17 protein-coding genes are annotated in these 18,704 nt (G+C 61.1%); 11 read left to right on the top strand and 6 right to left on the bottom strand.

The window, feature by feature from the left end; translation table 11 throughout:
- Positions 1-115: 115 nt before the first annotated feature.
- Both BN1117_RS03470 and BN1117_RS03465 read right to left on the bottom strand, forming a co-directional pair.
- Positions 116-649, bottom strand: coding sequence for an ATP--cob(I)alamin adenosyltransferase (locus tag BN1117_RS03470; RefSeq protein ID WP_040094867.1), 534 nt, complete (start codon positions 647-649; stop codon positions 116-118).
- Positions 650-739: 90 nt separating this feature from the next.
- Positions 740-1,882, bottom strand: a complete 1,143-nt coding sequence (locus tag BN1117_RS03465) for a DUF5610 domain-containing protein (RefSeq protein WP_040094866.1) — start codon at positions 1,880-1,882, stop codon at positions 740-742.
- A 170-nt stretch (positions 1,883-2,052) separates the two neighbouring features.
- Here BN1117_RS03465 and trmA point away from each other — a divergent pair, with 170 nt between their 5' ends.
- Positions 2,053-3,186, top strand: a complete 1,134-nt coding sequence (gene trmA, locus BN1117_RS03460; protein WP_040094865.1) for a tRNA (uridine(54)-C5)-methyltransferase TrmA — start codon at positions 2,053-2,055, stop codon at positions 3,184-3,186.
- Positions 3,187-3,567: 381 nt separating this feature from the next.
- Here the strand turns inward: trmA and BN1117_RS03455 are convergent, their stop codons facing one another.
- The gene (locus BN1117_RS03455; RefSeq protein ID WP_040094864.1) at positions 3,568-4,575 is read right to left on the bottom strand and encodes a substrate-binding domain-containing protein; all 1,008 of its coding nucleotides are present in this window, start codon (positions 4,573-4,575) and stop codon (positions 3,568-3,570) included.
- A gap of 202 nt (positions 4,576-4,777) precedes the next feature.
- On the opposite strand from BN1117_RS03455, the gene galE reads away from it, so the two are divergent.
- The 5 genes from galE (at position 4,778) to bacA (ending at position 9,972) form a co-directional block, all read left to right on the top strand.
- On the top strand, positions 4,778-5,791 hold the full coding sequence (galE, locus tag BN1117_RS03450; protein ID WP_040094863.1) for a UDP-glucose 4-epimerase GalE: 1,014 nt from the start codon (positions 4,778-4,780) through the stop codon (positions 5,789-5,791).
- A 60-nt stretch (positions 5,792-5,851) separates the two neighbouring features.
- Entirely contained in the window at positions 5,852-6,910 is a 1,059-nt protein-coding gene (locus BN1117_RS03445) for a UDP-glucose--hexose-1-phosphate uridylyltransferase (protein ID WP_040094862.1), read from the top strand.
- Complete coding sequence (galK, locus tag BN1117_RS03440) at positions 6,907-8,055, top strand: galactokinase (RefSeq protein WP_040094861.1); 1,149 nt, start codon at positions 6,907-6,909, stop codon at positions 8,053-8,055. The genes BN1117_RS03445 and galK overlap by 4 nt, the downstream gene beginning before the upstream one ends.
- Entirely contained in the window at positions 8,052-9,041 is a 990-nt protein-coding gene (gene galM, locus BN1117_RS03435) for a galactose-1-epimerase (RefSeq protein WP_040094860.1), read from the top strand. Before galK ends, galM begins: the two co-directional genes overlap by 4 nt.
- A gap of 115 nt (positions 9,042-9,156) precedes the next feature.
- On the top strand, positions 9,157-9,972 hold the full coding sequence (gene bacA / locus BN1117_RS03430; RefSeq protein ID WP_040094859.1) for an undecaprenyl-diphosphate phosphatase: 816 nt from the start codon (positions 9,157-9,159) through the stop codon (positions 9,970-9,972).
- Positions 9,973-10,038: 66 nt separating this feature from the next.
- Here the strand turns inward: bacA and BN1117_RS03425 are convergent, their stop codons facing one another.
- The 3 genes from BN1117_RS03425 to BN1117_RS03415 form a co-directional block, all read right to left on the bottom strand.
- Complete coding sequence (locus tag BN1117_RS03425) at positions 10,039-10,722, bottom strand: ChrR family anti-sigma-E factor (RefSeq protein ID WP_040094858.1); 684 nt, start codon at positions 10,720-10,722, stop codon at positions 10,039-10,041.
- Entirely contained in the window at positions 10,715-11,284 is a 570-nt protein-coding gene (locus BN1117_RS03420) for a sigma-70 family RNA polymerase sigma factor (RefSeq protein ID WP_040094857.1), read from the bottom strand. Before BN1117_RS03420 ends, BN1117_RS03425 begins: the two co-directional genes overlap by 8 nt.
- Before the next feature lie 140 nt (positions 11,285-11,424).
- Entirely contained in the window at positions 11,425-11,991 is a 567-nt protein-coding gene (locus BN1117_RS03415; RefSeq protein ID WP_040094856.1) for an LON peptidase substrate-binding domain-containing protein, read from the bottom strand.
- A gap of 310 nt (positions 11,992-12,301) precedes the next feature.
- On the opposite strand from BN1117_RS03415, the gene argS reads away from it, so the two are divergent.
- The 5 genes from argS to mgtE all read left to right on the top strand — a co-directional run bounded on the left by argS (position 12,302) and on the right by mgtE (position 18,646).
- Positions 12,302-14,047: an arginine--tRNA ligase gene (argS, locus tag BN1117_RS03410; protein WP_040094855.1), complete on the top strand. Its 1,746-nt coding sequence runs from the start codon at positions 12,302-12,304 to the stop codon at positions 14,045-14,047.
- A 3-nt stretch (positions 14,048-14,050) separates the two neighbouring features.
- Positions 14,051-14,896, top strand: coding sequence for an SPOR domain-containing protein (locus BN1117_RS03405; protein WP_040094854.1), 846 nt, complete (start codon positions 14,051-14,053; stop codon positions 14,894-14,896).
- Between the two features lie 185 nt (positions 14,897-15,081).
- On the top strand, positions 15,082-15,615 hold the full coding sequence (gene hslV / locus BN1117_RS03400; protein ID WP_005342555.1) for an ATP-dependent protease subunit HslV: 534 nt from the start codon (positions 15,082-15,084) through the stop codon (positions 15,613-15,615).
- 78 nt (positions 15,616-15,693) lie between these two features.
- A complete protein-coding gene (gene hslU / locus BN1117_RS03395; protein WP_040094853.1) occupies positions 15,694-17,022 on the top strand; it encodes an HslU--HslV peptidase ATPase subunit in 1,329 nt (442 codons plus the stop codon).
- Between the two features lie 199 nt (positions 17,023-17,221).
- A complete protein-coding gene (gene mgtE / locus BN1117_RS03390; protein WP_040094852.1) occupies positions 17,222-18,646 on the top strand; it encodes a magnesium transporter in 1,425 nt (474 codons plus the stop codon).
- The last annotated feature ends 58 nt before the right edge of the window (positions 18,647-18,704 follow it).

Genomic DNA, 18,704 nt, shown 5'->3' with positions numbered 1-18,704 from the left:
AAGAACCCCCCCTCTTTGAAAAAGTGGGGGGTTCTTCAGCAATCTGCGGAGCCCCAGGCTCCGGTTTTTTATTCCGCGAAATGGTCGATTGGGTCTGACTCCGTGCCTGCCGCAATCAATAGTTGATGCTGACGTAGGGTACTTCCGGCACCTGCCAGCGCTGTTTGAGATAGACGGTGAGCACGAAGAAGAAGTTGGCCAGCAGGTTGGCGAAGCGATAGAGAATGGGGTCGAAGGCCACCTCGCTCTCTTCCAGTCGAACCAGCAGCCGCACCACCTTCTTGCTGCCACAGCGGCACAGATGGAGGGTGGGAATGGGCTGCGGCCCCTGCGGCAGCACAAAACCGGTGACGCTGCCGCGACTCGCCTCGTTGTAGTGGTCGTAACGGGCCTTGAGCCACTCAAGGTCTGCCGCGAAGATCCCCAGCTTGCCACGCACCGAGCCGTTGAGGTTGTAAATAAGCCGCTGCAGCACCGCGAGATCCGCCAGCATGGGCTCGGTATCGGCATCTGACCCAAGGTGTGACAGTACGGCCCCGACCTGACAGCAGAGCTCGTCGGTGGCTATCTCAAAGTCACACTTTAGCGAGGTTTCGAAGATAAAGGGGTAGCAGAGCTCGCGCTTGTCTCTTGGCTTCTTGGGGTTCATGGGGCAACCGGATTGGAGAAAAGGCCAGTTTGCCAGCCCCCGGAAGGGCTGGCAAACGGCAGCTTATCACAGGCGTTGCACGCTGGCGGCTCAGAGGCGTTTGCTTGCAGGCTCGGTAGACGGCTGGAACTGACCGATCATCTGCAGCGCCTCCAGCATTCGTTGATTGAAGCTGGTGAAGCTGCTGGTCTGGGCAGGTTCAGGCTGACCACGGGCGGCCAGCACAGCAGGGGTCAAGGCCTTTTGCTGAGAGAGCGGCAGCAGGGTATCCGCCTGTTGCTGTAACTGTGCCAACTTGGGCAGATAGTCGGCAAACGGCTTGATCAGCTCCTGCAGGGAGTTGGCCCCCTGATAAGTCTGACTCAATTTGACGTTCTGCTTGAGCTTGAGGGAGTAGGAGGCCAGCTGGCTGTCATCCAGCTTCAGCTCACCCGCCTTCTTCAGCAGCTCCTCAAAGTTGCCGGCAAAGAAGCTCCCCGCCAGCTCATCGATCCCCTTGACCAGCCTGCCGATAGACTCCATCTCCTCACTGTTGAGGTTCCCCTCTAGCGAGAAGCTGAAACTCCGGCTCGACTTGAGGCTGAACTGGCTACCACTCTCGTCCTTCTGGGATTTGGTCTGCCAGCTGTCATTGAAACGCAGCACCACCCTATCACCATCCTTGGTCTGGATTTCCAGAGTGCCCTGCTGACGGCTGGCCATCTCCACAGCCCCCATATCGGTAGCAGAGACCTTGCCGAAGAACGTCTTCTCGAACTCCTCAAGCCCCTTCTGGATCAGCTTGTAGCTCTGATCGATACCGACCTTGATATCCTCATTGTCGGTAGCCAGATTACCGAGCATTCTCTTTGCCTCGGCAAAGCCTTTATCGACCCCCTTGCGGGCCTGCTCCATCATCCCGGTCAAATCTTTATCAGATTTGCCATCGGCCCGCGCGGCACCCAGCCGCCCGGTGACAAACTGCAGCACGTTGTCCGCCACCGACTGGAAATCGAACAGGGTCTCCGGGGTGATCTCCTCGGGCTCTTTCACCTTCGGCGCCTGATAGCCCTGGCCGTTGATCTCCAGCGAGAACTGCAGCGCCTGCTGGATCAGCACCTGCGCCCACTTGGGCGGCTTGTGCAAGGAGACCTCCTCCTCGCTCCTGACCGGTTTCGACTCCGCCTGCTGGGGCGATTTGGGAGAAACACCCACTCCCTTGGGTTGGGCTGCGCCCACGCCGTCGATTTGCATAATGTGTCCTCCCACCATGCCTGTAGATCTGCTATCGGCCTGACTGAACACTTCTTGACCACAAAATGCTGGACAATCTGCGGCTGGCTTTTAAAATCGGGCCCCTTTGGGTGGCCTGTTGCCTTCCCCCGATTTCGACCCGGCCCGGCCGGTGTGCATGTGAGGTATTTATGACCCAGTCCCAACAGCCTTCCGCGAACGCTCCGGCGCCTAGAACCGCAGCCGACTATCAGGCCCAACTCGACGAAAAGCAGGCTCGCCTCACCGAGCTGTTTGCCGGCTTCCCCCTCCCGGCGCTGGAGGTGCACAGCTCGCCGGCGGAGTACTACCGGATGCGGGCCGAATTTCGCATCTGGCACGAGGGGGATGACCTCTTCCACTGCATGTATGCCCCGGCGACCAAAGAGATCATCAAGATAGACCACTTCCCCACTGCCAGCCGTCTTATCAACCAGCTGATGCCGCTGCTGCTGGAGGGGCTGCGTCCGCACCCGGTGCTGCGCCGCAAGCTGTTCCAGATCGACTACCTCTCCACCCAGTCCGGCCAGATCATTGTCAGCCTGCTCTATCACCGCAAGCTGGAGGCCGAGTGGCAACAGGCCGCCGAGACTCTGCTGGCCGACCTGCGCGCCAAGGGGTTCGAGCTGCAGCTGATTGGTCGCGCCCACAAGCAGAAGATCTGTCTGGGGGATGACTTTGTTATCGAACAGCTCAACGTGGCAGGTCGCCAGCTCACCTATAAACAGGTGGAGAACAGCTTCACCCAGCCCAACGCCGCCATCAATGAGCAGATGCTGGCCTGGGCGCTGGATGTGACCAAGGGGAGTGAAGGGGATCTGCTGGAGCTCTATTGCGGCAACGGCAACTTCTCCATCGCGCTGGCGCAAAATTTCCGCAAGGTGCTGGCCACCGAGATAGCCAAGCCGAGCGTCGACTCAGCCCAGTTCAACATCGCTGCCAACGGCGTCGACAACCTGATCATCCTGCGCATGTCGGCCGAGGAATTCACCATGGCGATGCGTGGCGAGCGGGAGTTCAACCGCCTCAAGGGGGTCGATCTCAAGAGCTACCAGTGCAACACCATCTTCGTCGACCCACCCCGCGCCGGTCTCGACGATGCCACCGTCAAGCTGGTGCAGGAGTACGACAACATCCTCTACATCTCCTGCAACCCCGAGACCCTGCAGGCCAACATGGCGGTACTGGGTGAAACCCACGAGATAGCCCGTTTCGCCCTGTTCGACCAGTTCCCCTGGACTCATCACATGGAAGCCGGCGTCTATCTGCGCCGCAAGGCCGGTTAAGCCAACCCCGCCAACCAACAACGAACCCGAAGGGGGCTACCTCGGTTGTCGCCCCCGACCCCGACACCATCAAATCTAATTGGCTGGGCTAGCTAGCGTAATAAGGGTGATCACGGTTCCCAAAGCCGAAGATAGAAGGAAACAGGCCGCCCGCCGGGTTGTCGACCTAATCATTCGGGTCTGCCAATCCCGATGCTCGTTATTGCCCTGAGCACCCCTTTCTCCCGGATCGCAGCAAACCTCTTCAATCCAGAAAATGTGGCCCGGGGATTGGCCCCCTCAGATGTAAACGATTACACTGTTTTATTGAGTTTAGGTAAGGCCGGATAAAGAGGATTAAAAACGCCAAGAGAATAATCCGAACGAGACCGCAAAAGAAGATTATCCGGCCCGAACCGGGGCCGCAGAGTGGCGATTGATCAGGGTGGGGGTATAGATCCGGCTCTGGGTCGCGTCACTCTCCCCTGCCGCCAGCTGCAACGCCAGTTTGGCAGCCTGGGCCGCCATCAACTCGATGGGGTAGCGCATGGTAGAGAGCTTGGGCCTCAGGTATCTGGCATAGATGATGTCATCGAAGCCCACCACCGAGACCTCCTCCGGCACTCGCAGGCCATTATCCGCCAGTACGGAGATGGCGCCAGCCGCCATGGCATCGTTATAGGCCACCACAGCGGTCACCTTGAGCCCCTTGGCCAGCAGATTGAGCATGGCACGCTCACCCCCCTCTTCGTTCGGGGTGCCGCTCTCGATAAGCTCGGGATCGGCTGCCAGACCGGCCTCCATCAACCCATCCTGATAACCTTGCAGGCGCAAGGTGGCATCCTCAATGGCGTGATCCGAGCTCAGGAAGGCGATGTGGCGGTGGCCCAGCTCGATCAGATGTCGAGTCGCCGTGGCCGATCCCTGCCGATTGTTGAGGGCGATGCAGCGCCCCTTGAGGGCCGGAATATCACGGTTGATCAGCACCATGCCGGGTACCCTCAATGCGTAATCGATCAACTCTTCGTCACTCAACGCCTTGCTGTGTACTACCAGTGCCTCGCAGCGCTTGCCGATCAACAACTCGATCGCTTCACGCTCCTGACGCGCCTTGTGAAAACCGTTACCCATCAGCAGGTGGCGGTTCTGCTCGACGGCGACGCCAGAGACCCCCTTCACCAGCGCACCGAAGAAGGGATCCGCCACGTCACCGACCACCACCCCCATGGTGTCGCAAGTCTGGCTCACCAGTGCCCGCGCGTTGGCGTTGGGGGTGTAGCCCAGTTCGGCCATGGCCTTCTGCACCACTTCGCGAGACGCGGCACTGGCCTTGGGGGAGTTGTTCATCACCCGTGAAACCGTTGCCACTGAGACATTGGCCAAACGGGCGACATCCTTGATGGTGCTCATGCTGTTTTCACTTATTTCACTGTGCATTTGAGCGCCATTATACCCAGCGAACTCAATGAAAACAGGGGTTAAATGAATATCTGCCACCCAGATCAGAACAAACGAAGTGTAATCGTTTACACAGTTTTGTAAGCAGGCTCACAGTTTACAAGGGAGGCTCTCGGCTAGACTGCTGACGATGTTATTTTCAGTGGAGAGCAAGATGAAGGTTCTGGTCACCGGCGGCTGCGGATATATCGGCAGTCACACCTGTCTGGCCCTGCAAGCGGCAGGTATGAATCCCGTGGTAGTCGACAACCTCGGCAACAGCAAGCGCAGCGTGCTGGCGCGAATCGCCGCCATCAGCAGCCAGCAACCCGTGTTTTATCAAGGGGATATTCGCGATGCGGCCCTACTGGACCGGATCTTCGCCGAACAGCAGATCGATGCAGTGATCCACTTTGCCGCCCTCAAAGCGGTCGGTGAATCGACCCGTATTCCACTGGATTACTACGAGAACAACCTCGGCGGCACCCTCACCCTGCTGCAGGCGATGAAGCGGGCCAATGTGCACAATCTGGTGTTCAGCTCCTCTGCCACCGTCTATGGCGATCCCGCCAGCCTGCCGATCCGCGAGGATTTCCCCCGCAGCGCCACCAACCCCTACGGTCGCTCCAAGCTGATCATCGAGGAGATCCTCGAAGATCTGCAGCTGGCCGAGCCCCACTGGAGCATGACCCTGCTGCGCTACTTCAATCCGGTCGGCGCCCACGAGTCGGGCACCATGGGGGAAGATCCCCAGGGCATCCCCAACAATCTCATGCCGTTTTTGACTCAGGTGGCTATCGGTCGTCGCGACTGCCTCTCTGTCTTTGGAAACGATTACCCCACCCCGGACGGCACCGGCGTGCGCGACTACATCCACGTGATGGATCTCGCCGAGGGGCACGTCAAGGCACTGCAACACTGTGCCGGCAAGGGTGGCGTGCACAGCTACAACCTGGGCACCGGTCAGGGCCAGAGCGTGTTGCAGCTGGTCGCCGCCTTCTCCAATGCCTGCGGCAAGCAGCTGCCATTTCGCATCGAACCGCGCCGCCCGGGCGACATCGCCGCCTGCTGGGCCGATCCGGCCAAGGCCGAGCGTGAGCTGGGCTGGCAGGCGACCCGCAACATCGACGCCATGTGCGCCGACAGCTGGCGCTGGCAATCCGCCAATCCGAACGGTTACGAAGAGTAGGTCTGCCTGCTCCCCGGTAATAAACGACTCTATTTTTCAATATTTTATTCAGGAGAGATGATGTTCAACCCCGTCGATCATCCCCATCGCCGCTTCAACCCGCTGACCGGCCAGTATGTGCTGGTCTCCCCCCATCGGGCCAAACGCCCCTGGCAGGGCCAGGTGGAGAAGGTGAGTCAGGCCCCCAAACAGGCCCACGATCCCGACTGCTTCCTCTGCGCGGGCAACACCCGGGTCACTGGCGACATCAACCCCGACTATCAGGGCACCTTCGTTTTTACCAACGACTTCGCCGCCCTGATGCAGGATACCCCGGCCGCCGATAACGCCAGCGATCCCCTGCTGAAACTGGAGGCCGCCCGCGGCACCAGCCGGGTGATCTGCTTCTCGCCGGATCACGGCAAGACCCTGCCTGAGCTGCCGCTGCCCGCCATCGAAGGGGTGATCACCACCTGGATGGATCAGGTCGCCGAGCTGTCGGCCCAGTGGGAATGGGTGCAGGTCTTTGAAAACAAAGGGGCAGTCATGGGCTGCTCCAACCCGCACCCCCACGGCCAGATCTGGGGCAGCAACTTCCTGCCCAACGAGATCGCCCGCGAAGAGCAGCACCAGCGCGACTGGCTGGCCGAGCATGGCCGCCCCATGCTGCTGGAGTATGTGGAGCGGGAGTTGGCGGATCGCTCGCGCATCGTGGTGGAGACCGGGCACTGGCTTGCCGTGGTCCCCTTCTGGGCCGCCTGGCCGTTCGAAACCCTGCTGCTGCCCAAGGCGCACGTCCCCTCCATGCTCAACCTGACCCAGGCCCAGCAACAGGATCTGGCGGTGGCGCTCAAGGAGCTCACCAGCCGCTACGACAACCTGTTCGAGTGCAGCTTCCCCTACTCCATGGGCTGGCACTTTGCACCGCCCAAGTCAGACTGCCCCGAGGCGTGGCAGTTGCACGCCCACTTCTATCCGCCACTACTGCGCTCCGCCACCGTGCGCAAATTTATGGTGGGCTTCGAGATGCTGGCCGAAACCCAGCGCGACCTTACCCCCGAGCAGGCTGCCGAGCGACTGCGCGCCCTGAGCCCCATTCACTACACCCAGACCAGCCACATCAATGAGGAGGCCCTATGACCCCGAGCCAACACGTCAGCGCCGTTTTTACCGAGCAATTTGCCAAAGCGCCCGATCTGCTGGTGCGGGCCCCAGGCCGCGTCAACCTCATCGGCGAGCACACCGACTACAACGACGGCTTCGTGCTGCCCTGCGCCATCGACTACGAGACCTGCGTCGCCATCGGCCTGCGCGATGACCGGCAAGTGCAGGTGATCGCCGCCGACTACGACAACCAGCGCGACCAGTTCGACCTCGACCAGCCCATCGAGCACCACCCCAGCCAGCGCTGGAGCGACTACATCCGCGGCGTGGTGAAATATCTGCAAGAGCGTGGCTATGCCCTGCGCGGCCTCGATCTGGTGGTCTCCGGCAACGTGCCGCAAGGGGCGGGGCTCTCCTCCTCCGCCTCGCTGGAAGTGGCCATCGGTCAGGCCTTCAAAGAGGCGCTGGGGCTCGACATCAGCCAGGCCGAGATCGCCCTCAACGGCCAACAGGCGGAGAACCAGTTCGTCGGCTGCAACTGCGGCATCATGGATCAGATGATCTCCGCCAGCGGCAAAACGGATCATGCCCTGCTGCTCGACTGCCGCTCGCTCCAGACCCGCCTCATCCCCATGCCGGCGGATCTGGCAGTGCTGATCGTCAACTCCAATGTGCGCCGCGGTCTGGTGGACAGCGAATACAACACCCGTCGCCAGCAGTGCGAAGAGGCCGCCCGTCACTACGGGGTCAAGGCGCTGCGCGATCTCGATCTGGCCGGACTGGAAGCGGGCAAAGCCGGGCTGGATGAGGCCTGCTACCGCCGGGCCCGCCACGTGGTCGGCGAAAACGGCCGTACCCTGGCCGCGGCCGATGCACTGGCGAGCCATGACCTGACCCGCCTTGGCGAGCTGATGGCCGAGTCGCACGCAGCCATGCGCGATGACTTCGAGATCACAGTGCCCGCCATCGACGGTCTGGTGGAGATCATAAAGGCCAACATCGGCACAGATGGTGGCGTGCGGATGACCGGTGGCGGCTTCGGCGGCTGCGTGGTCGCCCTGCTGCGCCCGGAGAAGGTGGCCGAGGTGATCGCCGCGGTCGAGGGGGAGTACCCGGCTCTCTCCGGCCTCAAGGCCGACTGCTACGTCTGCTCTGCCAGCGCCGGTGCAGGCAAGTTATGAGCAGCGCCATGATCCCGTTCGAGCTGGAAAACGAGGAGGGGCTGCGGCTGCGCGGCCTCGATTTTGGCGCCACCCTCACCTCCCTCACACTGCCGGTAGCGGGTCAGTACCGTGAAGTGCTGCTGGGCTGCGCTGACGAGGATTATCCCACCCAGCAGGTGTGGCTGGGTGCTGTGGCCGGGCGCTTTGCCAACCGCATTGGCGGCGCCGAGCTGGTACGCGATGGCGAGCGCTGGCCGTTGGATGCCAATCAGGCACCCAACTGTCTACACGGCGGGCAGGCGGGCTTTCATCGCCAGCGCTGGCAAATCAAGGAGCTGGAGGCAGATCGGGTCAAGTTGGTGCTGCTCTCCCGGGCGGGAGATCAGGGCTTTCCCGGCAATCTGCGGGTGACACTGGAGTACCGGCTGGATCAGAGCGATCTGGTGGTGGATTTCATCGCCAGCACGGATGCCGCAACGCCGGTCAGCCTCACCAGCCACGCCTACTTCAATCTCGATGGGCAAACCGATGGCGGCGATGTCCGTGACCACCTCATCAGTATCAATGCCGACCACTTCCTGCCGACCGACCCGAACGGTTTGCCGATCACCATCACTCCGGTGGAGGGGCCATTCGATCTGCGCCGCGAGCGCCTGATTGGCCAGGATTGGCTGAACCATCCTCAGCAGCAACAGGCCAAGGGGTACGATCACGCCTTTGTGCTCAATGGACCGGAGCAGAAGTGGGCAGCTCGCGTGGTGTCAGGTGACAGACAGTTGGCGATGGAGGTCTATACCAACCAGCCCTCGCTACAGTTCTACACCGGCAACTGGCTGGCCAATACCCCGAACCGCAGCGGCCTGTCGCACCGGGATCACGACGGCTTCTGTCTTGAGGCGCAACAGCTACCGGACAGCCCCAATCGCCCCAAGCTGGGCAACCCCTGGCTGCTGCCTGGCGAGCGTTATCACCACCAGACCCGCTACCGCTTTATCCACGACTGACTTAAAGGTTTCATGATTTTTACATAGCCTCGGCAGTCACTATCGAGCAAGATAAGCCGCCCCGAGACCTTCCCGGGGCGTTTCTACATCAACGAAGTTAAGGATTGTTTGTTCGATGACTGACACTTATAGCCTGCTGGTCGCCTTTATTCTGGGCGTCGTCGAGGGGCTGACCGAGTTCCTCCCCGTCTCCTCCACCGGCCACATGATTATCGTCGGCCATCTGCTGGGCTTTGAAGGGCCCAAGGCCGCCACCTTCGAGGTGGTGATCCAGCTTGGCTCCATCCTCGCCGTAGTCGTCGTCTTCTGGCGCCGCCTGTTTGGCCTGATTGGCATCCACTTCGGCCAGAAGCCCTCTCAGGATCACGCCACCCTGTCGTTGCTGCATATCATCCTCGGCATGCTGCCCGCCATCGTGGTCGGTCTGGCCATCCACAGCTGGATCAAGGCCAATCTGTTCGGGCCTGTGACCGTGATGTACGCGCTGGTTGCCGGCGGCATCCTGCTCATCATCGCCGAAAAATGCCGCCCCGCAGTCACTGCCGAGACGCTCGATGACATCAGCTACAAGCAGGCGTTTGGCATCGGCTTGTTCCAGTGTCTGGCCCTGTGGCCGGGCTTCTCCCGCTCCGGCGCTACCATCAGTGGTGGCATGTTGATGGGGATCAGTCGTCACGCCGCCGCTGAGTTCTCCTTCCTCATGGCGGTGCCCATGATGGTGGCCGCCAGCGGGCTGGATCTCTACAAGAGCCGCGATTTTCTCTCGATGGCCGACTTCCCGATGTTTGCAGTGGGCTTTATCACCGCTTTCGTGGTGGCGATGTTTGCGATCAAGACCTTCCTGGCACTGATCCGCCGCATCGACTTTATCCCGTTCGCCATCTATCGCTTTATCGTGGCTTTTATTGTCTATCTGGTGTTTGTCGCCTGACCGGCAGCCCGCCATCAAATGACAAAAGGGACCAATCTGGTCCCTTTTTCTATGGCGTCCTGGTGATCAGTAGAGGTGCTGGCTGATGCCGTTCAGCAGTCGCGACAGCCCCTTGGTGAACTGCACCGGTGCATCCTGCACCGTGTAGCAAAGGCAACCATCCGGCGTATGCGGGCTGTGAGAGTGGCTGGCATCACGCCAGATAAAATCTCCCGCCTTGTAAAGGGTATCGCCATCCTGAATATTGCCCGCCAGCAGCAGGGTCAGCTCATAGCCCTGATGAGTATGCTCGGGGATGCGACCGCCCGCTTCGATATGGAGCAGGCTGGCCCGCGCCCCCATCTCGTCCAGCGGCAGACTCTGCTGACGAATGGCCCCGATATGGCGCCACTTGGGCGAACGATAGCGGGCCAGCACCCGTGGCAAACGATAGGCGTGACCGGCCACCTCCAGCTCGGTCGGCTGGGTGCGAGGCCACTCAGATACTGACTCTGCCAGCGGCTGCGCCAGAATTTCCGCCAGCATGGCGTCAAATCCGGCATCCAGCGCCACTTCATCGCCAGAGGCCAGCTCGGACTCTGCTGGCGAAGCAAGATATTGCTGCGCCAGCTCCTCTTCGAATGTCTTCAGTCGGGCAGCACAATCGGGGCAGAGTTCACAGTGGGCGGAGAGCCCCACCGCCAGCGGCAGAGGGAGCTCGTCGGCGGCGAAGGCACGCAGCATAGGGTCGGTTGGATGGGCTTTAATCATGGCCTTGCTCCACTTGCTCTTTCAGTTTCTGTAACGCCAGCCGGAGGCGGGACTTGATGGTACCGAGCGGCACGCCGAGTCGCTCCGCCAACTCCTGCTGGGAGAACTCCTGCAGATAGATGCCGCGCACCACCTGCTGTTGCGGCTCCGGCAGGGTACCCAGATAGTGGGCCATCTGCCGGGTCAGCACCGCATCCTCCCCCCCGCTCAGATGCTCCTCTTCGGCCTGAAACTCCAGCACGGGCCACAGCTCCTCGGCACAGAGGTCCTCTTTGCTGGCGCGACGACGGCGCAGCATGTCGAAGCACTGGTTGCGCATCACGGTGTAGATCCAGGTGGTCGGCGCCCCCTTCTCCGGGTGGTAGAGGCGCGCTTTCTGCCACACCAGCAGCATGGTCTCCTGCACCAGCTCCATGGCGTTGGCTTCGCTGCCGAGGTGGCGCAGGCCATAACTGCGAATGCGCGGTGCAAAGTGTTGGAACAGGCGGGCAAAAGCAGCCTTGTCGGCCTGCGCTGCCACCCTGATCAGCAGAGATTTGAGGTCGCCATCCGGGTTATCCATCACGGGCGAGGTCCTGCGTATGGTCGAGTGTGGTTGGCCAGTATATGCCATTGCGCCATCCCTTTGGTGTGCTGTCGAACATGCTGTGGTGATAACTGGTACGGCCCTGCGGCGCTAGCGGATCAGCGGGTCAGAAAAAATCAGTGGCTGGCCACCAGCACCCCCTTGAGCAGGGCGATGGCGGGCTGATTGTCGGCGGCGGCCAGCAGCAGCTGCTTCTGTTCAGGGGGGATAGGCAGCACCTCCAGCCAGCGCTGGGCCACCCAGTTGCCATCATCCCAGCGAGGGGCGGGATAGAGGGCTGCGTAGTCGGGATAGTCGGCAAATACCTCCCGCAGCGCCTCGACCAGCGGCTGCTGATCGGGATGGAGCCGTTGGGGCGGCCAGGCCGTCAGCGGCGTCACCTCGCCGATGCGCAGGCCATCGGACTCCTGCCACAGATCCTCTATCTGCACCCGCTCCATCCCCTGCACCGTGATCCCCAGCATGCCGTCCGGCAGCCGGTCGAAATCGATGATGGTGACCCGGGTGGCGATGGGCAGCATGTTGCGCAGGGCGTCGGGCTGGCGAGGGTCCACCATGCAGAGGGCAAAGCCGGACTCCCCCGCCTCGGCAATCATCCGCTGGTATCTCGGTTCGAAGATCCGCAGCGGCATGATGCCGCCGGGCAGCAGGTGGGCAGATAGGGGAAACAGCGCCAGTCGCATCGCAAACTCCTCGGTTGGGAACCTCTGTTGATACGCCGGGCCAGGGGGAGGAGATCATTCCCGTCAGCGGAAAGGAAAAACCCTTAACAATCAGGGGAAAATAGCCTGGACAAGCCGCTTCGATATGCAGTAGAAATGGATAAGCACCGTAATTTCCGCCCAATATTCTGGAATATGGCGCCAAACACAGTGAAATATCCGCCCGACAGCGAGCGGCGGGTCATCCCTATAGTTTTCTCGGGCCGATGCGGGTAAAATTCACGCCCTTGTATATCAGTCATTTTTCGACGCGCAACCTTGGTGGTCAGTTATGAAAGAGCATATTCATCATCTACTTGAACAAACGGTAGCCAATCTCAAGTCAGCAGGCGTCCTGCCGGCGGACCTGGAAGCCCGCGTGCAAGTAGACCGATGCAAGGAAAAAGCTCACGGCGACCTGGCTACCAACCTGGCCATGCTGCTGGCCAAACCGGCCCGCAAGAATCCCCGTGAGCTGGCAGCAGCCATCATCGAGCATCTGCCTGCCTCCGACCTGATCGCCAAGGTCGAGATCGCCGGTCCCGGCTTCATCAACTTCTTCTTCGACCAGCGCTGGCTGGCCGGTCAGATCGAGGCCATGGTGACCTCTGCCAACGCCAATGTACGGTTGCCTGCGCCGCAGACCGTGGTGGTGGACTACTCCGCCCCCAATGTGGCCAAAGAGATGGCGGTGCACCACATCCGCTCCACCGTACTCGGTGACGTGGCGGCGCGCGCGCTGGAGTTCCTCGGCCACAAAGTGATCCGCGCCAACCACATCGGCGACTGGGGCACCCAGTTCGGCATGCTGATCGCCTATCTGGAGAAGATGTCCAACGAGCACGCCAGCGACATGGCGCTCAAGGATCTGGAAGCCTTCTATACCCAGGCCAAGCGTTGCTACGACGAAGACGAAGCCTTTGCCGAGCGCGCCCGTAATTACGTGGTCAAGCTGCAGGGCGGCGACGAGTACTGCCGTACCATGTGGAAGAAGCTGGTCGACATGACCATGGAACAGAACCAGATCAACTACGACCGCCTGAATGTCTCCCTGACCAACAAGGACATCATGGGCGAGTCCATGTACAACGACATGCTGCCGGAGATCGTGGCCGACCTGAAAGCCAAGGGGCTGGCGGTCGAGAGCGAAGGCGCCACCGTTGTCTTCCTGGACGAGTTCAAGAACAAGGATGGCGAGGCCATGGGCGTCATCATCCAGAAGAGCGATGGCGGTTTCCTCTACACCACCACCGACATCGCCTGTGCCAAATACCGTTATGAGACCCTGGGCGCCGACCGTGTCATGTACTTCATCGACTCCCGTCAGCACCAGCACCTGATGCAGGCCTGGACCATCACCCGCAAGGCGGGCTATGTGCCGGAATCCGTCCCCCTCGAGCACCACGCCTTCGGCATGATGCTGGGCAAGGATGGTCGTCCCTACAAGACCCGCTCCGGTGGTACCGTCAAGCTGGTTGACCTGCTGAACGAAGCGGAAGAGCGCGCCGCCGCCCTGCTGGAGAGCCGCAACAGCGACCTCTCTGCCGAAGAGAAGGCCAATGTGGTCAATGCCATCGCCATGGGCGCGGTGAAGTATGCAGATCTCTCCAAGAACCGTACTACCGACTACATCTTCGACTGGGATCTGATGCTGTCGTTTGAAGGCAACACTGCCCCTTACCTGCAGTACGCCTACACCCGTATCCAGTCCATCTTCCGCAAGGCCAATATCGATGCCGCTACCCTGACCGGCAACGTGACCCTGAACGCCGAGGCGGAAGAGACCCTGGCCCAGAAGCTGATCCAGTTCTCCGACGCGGTCAACGGCGTGGCCGACAAAGGGATGCCGCACCTGCTCTGTACCTACCTGTACGAGCTCTCCGGCAACTTCATGACCTTCTATGAAGCCTGCCCGATCAACAAGGATGGCGTGGACGAAGCAACCCGTCAGAGCCGTCTGCTGCTGTGCGCCGCCACCGCCAAGGTGCTGAAACTGGGCCTCGGCGTACTGGGCATCCATACCCTGGAGCGCATGTAATAGATGGCAACCCGGGATTATGTCGGCAGCCGCCCGCGACGTCGGGCGGGTGGCCGCAATACCAAGAAAGCGGCTCCTCGCCGCTTTCCTGTTATTCCAGTGCTGCTGCTGGTGGCACTGCTGGCAGGCTTTGGTGGCTTCCTTTACATGATCAATGGCAAGGGCAACGATGCCCCCACCATTGAGGAGCAGGTAAAGGCCAACAAGCCAAAAGCGCAGAATAACGGGCTGCCTCAGGAGAAGTGGAGCTACATCGAACGGCTTGAGAACAAGCAGGTCGACATTATAGAGCCGCCGCCCCAGCCGGGTGTGCTGCCACCACCACCGGCAGAGACCCTGACCCTGCAACCGGAACGTCTGCCCCAGCCGGTACCGACCGACATTCCCCAACCGGGAACGCCCATCGGCCAGCCCAAGCCCTATCAGCCCAATCCGGCGACCACCCCTTCCACCTCGGGTGCACCGGTTGCCAGCGCGCAGGAGCAGGTGATCGACCGCAAGGCTGAACGGGAACGGATGGAGCGGGAGATCCGCGCCGAGCTCGAACGGGAGCGCGCCGAAGCGGCCAGGGCCAAAGCAGCAATGCCAGCAGCCCAAACCGCAGCCGCCGACAACGAACGCTATATGATGCAGTGCGCCGCCCTGCGCTCGCAGGATTCTGCCGAGTCACTCAAGGCGCGGATCGCTTTCACCGCCGGGCTCGCTTCCAGCCTGCAGGTGGTGAACGGGGCCGGCGGGGCCGTCTACAAGGTAATGGTGGGCCCCTTCAACGGCAAGGCGGCTGCCGACGCAGCCAACAGCAAGCTGCAGCGCGCCGGCATCAGCGGCTGCATTGCCAAGAAAGGGTAATCCGCTTACCGATGACACAGGGCCGGGTGGCAACACCCGGCCCTGTTCTTTTGGTGTCACTCGCCCCCCCTGATTGCTACCCCGTTTATCCCGACCAAAGGCAGGGTTGAAAAGCCCGTTTGCCATCCCCATCTCTCTTGCCATGCACAGTCAGGCCGTCATTCGGCTCAAGCGAGGTAAGTAAAGTGACTACCATAGTTTCAGTTCGCCGCAACGGTCAGGTCGTCATCGGTGGCGATGGCCAGGTCTCTCTTGGCAACACCGTCATGAAGGGCAACGCCCGCAAGGTTCATCGTCTCTATAACGGCAAGGTGCTGGCCGGTTTCGCTGGCGGTACCGCCGACGCCTTCACCCTGCTCGAGCGTTTCGAAGCAAAACTGCAGGCCCATCAGGGTAATCTGGAGCGCGCCGCCGTGGCGCTGGCCAAAGATTGGCGCACCGATCGCGCCCTGCGCCGCCTCGAAGCACTGCTGGCCGTGGCCGACGAACACAAATCCTTCATCATCACCGGTAACGGTGACGTGGTGCAGCCGGAGCACGATCTCATCGCCATCGGCAGCGGCGGCAACTTTGCCCAGTCCGCCGCCATCGCGCTGCTGGAAAACACCGAGCTGGATGCCAGGACCATTGTCGAGAAGTCCCTCAAGATTGCGGGCGACATCTGCGTCTTCACCAATGGCAACCACACCATCGAAGTGCTGGACTACGCAGCCAAGTAAGGCTGCCAAATAAGGCGCCAGCCAAACCCAATTTCCCAAGGGGTGGGCACTGCCCGCCCCGGATACAGGAACACCATCATGTCCGAGATGACCCCGAGAGAAATCGTCCACGAGCTGGACAGACACATCATTGGTCAGGCCGATGCCAAGCGCGCCGTTGCCGTTGCCCTGCGCAACCGCTGGCGCCGGATGCAACTCAACGAAGAGATGCGCCATGAAGTGACCCCGAAGAACATCCTGATGATCGGCCCGACCGGTGTCGGCAAGACCGAGATCGCCCGCCGTCTGGCCAAACTGGCCAACGCCCCCTTCATCAAGGTGGAAGCGACCAAGTTCACCGAAGTGGGCTATGTCGGCAAGGAAGTGGACAGCATCATCCGCGATCTGACCGATGCCGCCATCAAGCTGGTGCGCGAAACCGAGATGGAGAAGATGAAATACCGCGCCGAGGAAGCCGCCGAAGAGCGCATCCTCGACGCCCTGCTGCCCAACCCGCGCAACACCTGGGGTGAGGAAGAGAAAGCCGACAACTCCAACACCCGCCAGATCTTCCGCAAGAAACTGCGGGAAGGTCAGCTGGATGAGAAAGAGATCGAGCTGGAGCTCTCCGCCTCCCCGATGGGGGTCGAAATCATGACCCCGCCGGGCATGGAGGAGATGGCCAACCAGCTGCAGGGGCTGTTCCAGAATCTGGGCCAGGCCCAGAAGAAGAAGCGCAAGATCAAGGTCAAAGAGGCCATGAAGGCGCTGATCGAAGAGGAAGCCGCTCGTCTGGTCAACCCGGAAGAGCTGAAACAGAAAGCGATCGCCGCGGTCGAGAACAACGGCATCGTCTTCCTCGACGAGATCGACAAGATCTGCAAGCGCGGCGAGAGCTCGGGCCCCGATGTCTCCCGTGAAGGGGTACAGCGCGACCTGCTGCCGCTGGTTGAAGGTTGCACCGTCAACACCAAGCACGGCATGGTCAAGACCGACCACATCCTGTTTGTCGCCTCCGGCGCCTTCCAGATCGCCAAGCCGTCCGACCTCATCCCCGAGCTGCAGGGCCGTCTGCCGATCCGGGTCGAGCTGACCGCCCTGACCACAGATGACTTCGAGCGGATCCTGACCGAGCCGAACGCCTCGCTGACAGATCAGTATAAGGCGCTGATGGCCACCGAAGGGGTCAACATCGAGTTCACCCAGGATGGCATCCGCCGTCTGGCCGAAGCGGCGTGGCAGGTTAACGAGCGTACCGAGAATATCGGCGCCCGTCGTCTGCACACCGTGATGGAGCGCCTGATGGAAGATATCTCTTTTGATGCCTCCGAGAAGTCCGGCGAGACCTTTGTCATCGACACTGACTACGTCAACGCCCACCTCGGCAAGCTGATTGAGGATGAGGATCTCAGCCGCTTTATCCTGTAACAGACTGATCGCAATCCAAGATCAGAATCTGAGGGGTTGAAGCTCCTGTAAGCGAACCACTCCACTCCATAGCAAGACGCCTCCTCCACGAGGCGTTTTTTCTGCCCGCTGCACTGGCCGTCCTTCCCCATAACAAGAGGGGGCGGGTCTGTTATCCTATGGCTATTCGGCCCATGACCACCGGTTCAGGAAACTTTTCATGTCGCTTCCCCTCAAGAACAGCGCCAAACAGCGCGCGGAAGATAGATCCCGCATCCTTACCCTGCTGCTGGGGGATGACGCCCTCACCGACAGCCTGATAGATCCGCTGGCAACCCCGGATGCCGGGCAACTGGATCAGACCAGCGAAATCATCTCGCTGGTCAATGGCCTACCCGCCGCAGATATCGCCGATGCGTTGGAGTCGCTGCCGCCCGATGAGCGTCATGCTCTGTGGCAACTGGTGCAAGAGGAGAAACGGGGGCTGGTACTGGTCGAGGCATCTGAAACCGTCTGGGAGAGCCTGATCAGCGGCATGAGCGATCGTGACCTGCTGCATGCCGTGCGCAGCCTGGATATCGACGATCAGATCTATCTGGGCCAGTACCTGCCGCGCAACCTGATGGGGCGGCTGCTCACCTCAATGGCGCCAGCTGACCGCGACCGGGTACGGGAGGTGATCCGCTACGGCAAGCACACCGTTGGCGCCATGATGGACTTCGAGATAATCACCATCCGCCCCGAAGTGACCCTTGCCACCGTGCAGCGCTATCTGCGCCTGCGCGGCAAGATCCCCGCCAACACCGACAAGCTGTTTGTCATCGACAGGCGCAACCATCTGCTGGGAGAGCTGGCTCTCACCACAGTGCTGCTGCACAAGCCCACAACACGGGTGAAAGAGGTTATGGAGCAAGATCCCATCACCTTCGATCCGGAGGATAACGACGAGGCAGCGGCCCGCACCTTCGAACGGGATGACCTGCTCTCTGCTGCGGTCGTCGATGCCAAGGGCAAGCTGATGGGCCGCCTCACCGTCGAAGAGATCGTGGATGTAGTCTATGAGGAGAGTGACACCGACCTGCGTCGGATGGGGGGGATCAGCGAAGCAGAGGATGTGTTTGCCCCGGTCAGCAAAGCGGTCAAGACCCGCTGGGCCTGGCTCGCCATCAATCTCTGTACCGCCTTTGTCGCCTCGCGGGTGATCGGGCTGTTTGAAAACAGCATCTCCCAGTTGGTGGCGCTAGCAGCCCTGATGCCCATCGTTGCGGGGATTGGTGGCAACACCGGCAACCAGACCATCACCATGATAGTGCGGGCACTGGCGCTGCAGCACATTCAGGCGGGCAACCTCTCCTTCCTGCTGCTGCGGGAGCTCGGGGTAGCACTGATCAACGGGCTGGTATGGGGTGGCACCATGGGGCTGGTTACCTTCCTGCTCTATCATGATGCCGCGCTCGGCACCGTGATGACCCTGGCCATGGTGCTCAACCTGCTGGTGGCCGCCCTGATGGGGGTTATTATCCCCATGACCATGACCCGTTTCGGCCGTGATCCGGCAGTCGGATCCAGCGTGATGATCACCGCCATCACCGACACCGGCGGCTTCTTTATCTTCCTCGGGCTGGCGACCCTGTTCCTGCTGTAAACCATGGGTTGCAAACAACAAGGGAGCCGCTGGCTCCCTTCAGATTGCTGAAGAACCC

It is taken from the genome of Aeromonas australiensis, assembly GCF_000819725.1.
GTDB classification, from domain to species: Bacteria; Pseudomonadota; Gammaproteobacteria; order Enterobacterales; family Aeromonadaceae; genus Aeromonas; species Aeromonas australiensis.
Note: the sequence above shows the minus strand (reverse complement) of the source record. Positions and strands in the feature narration are given on the sequence as shown.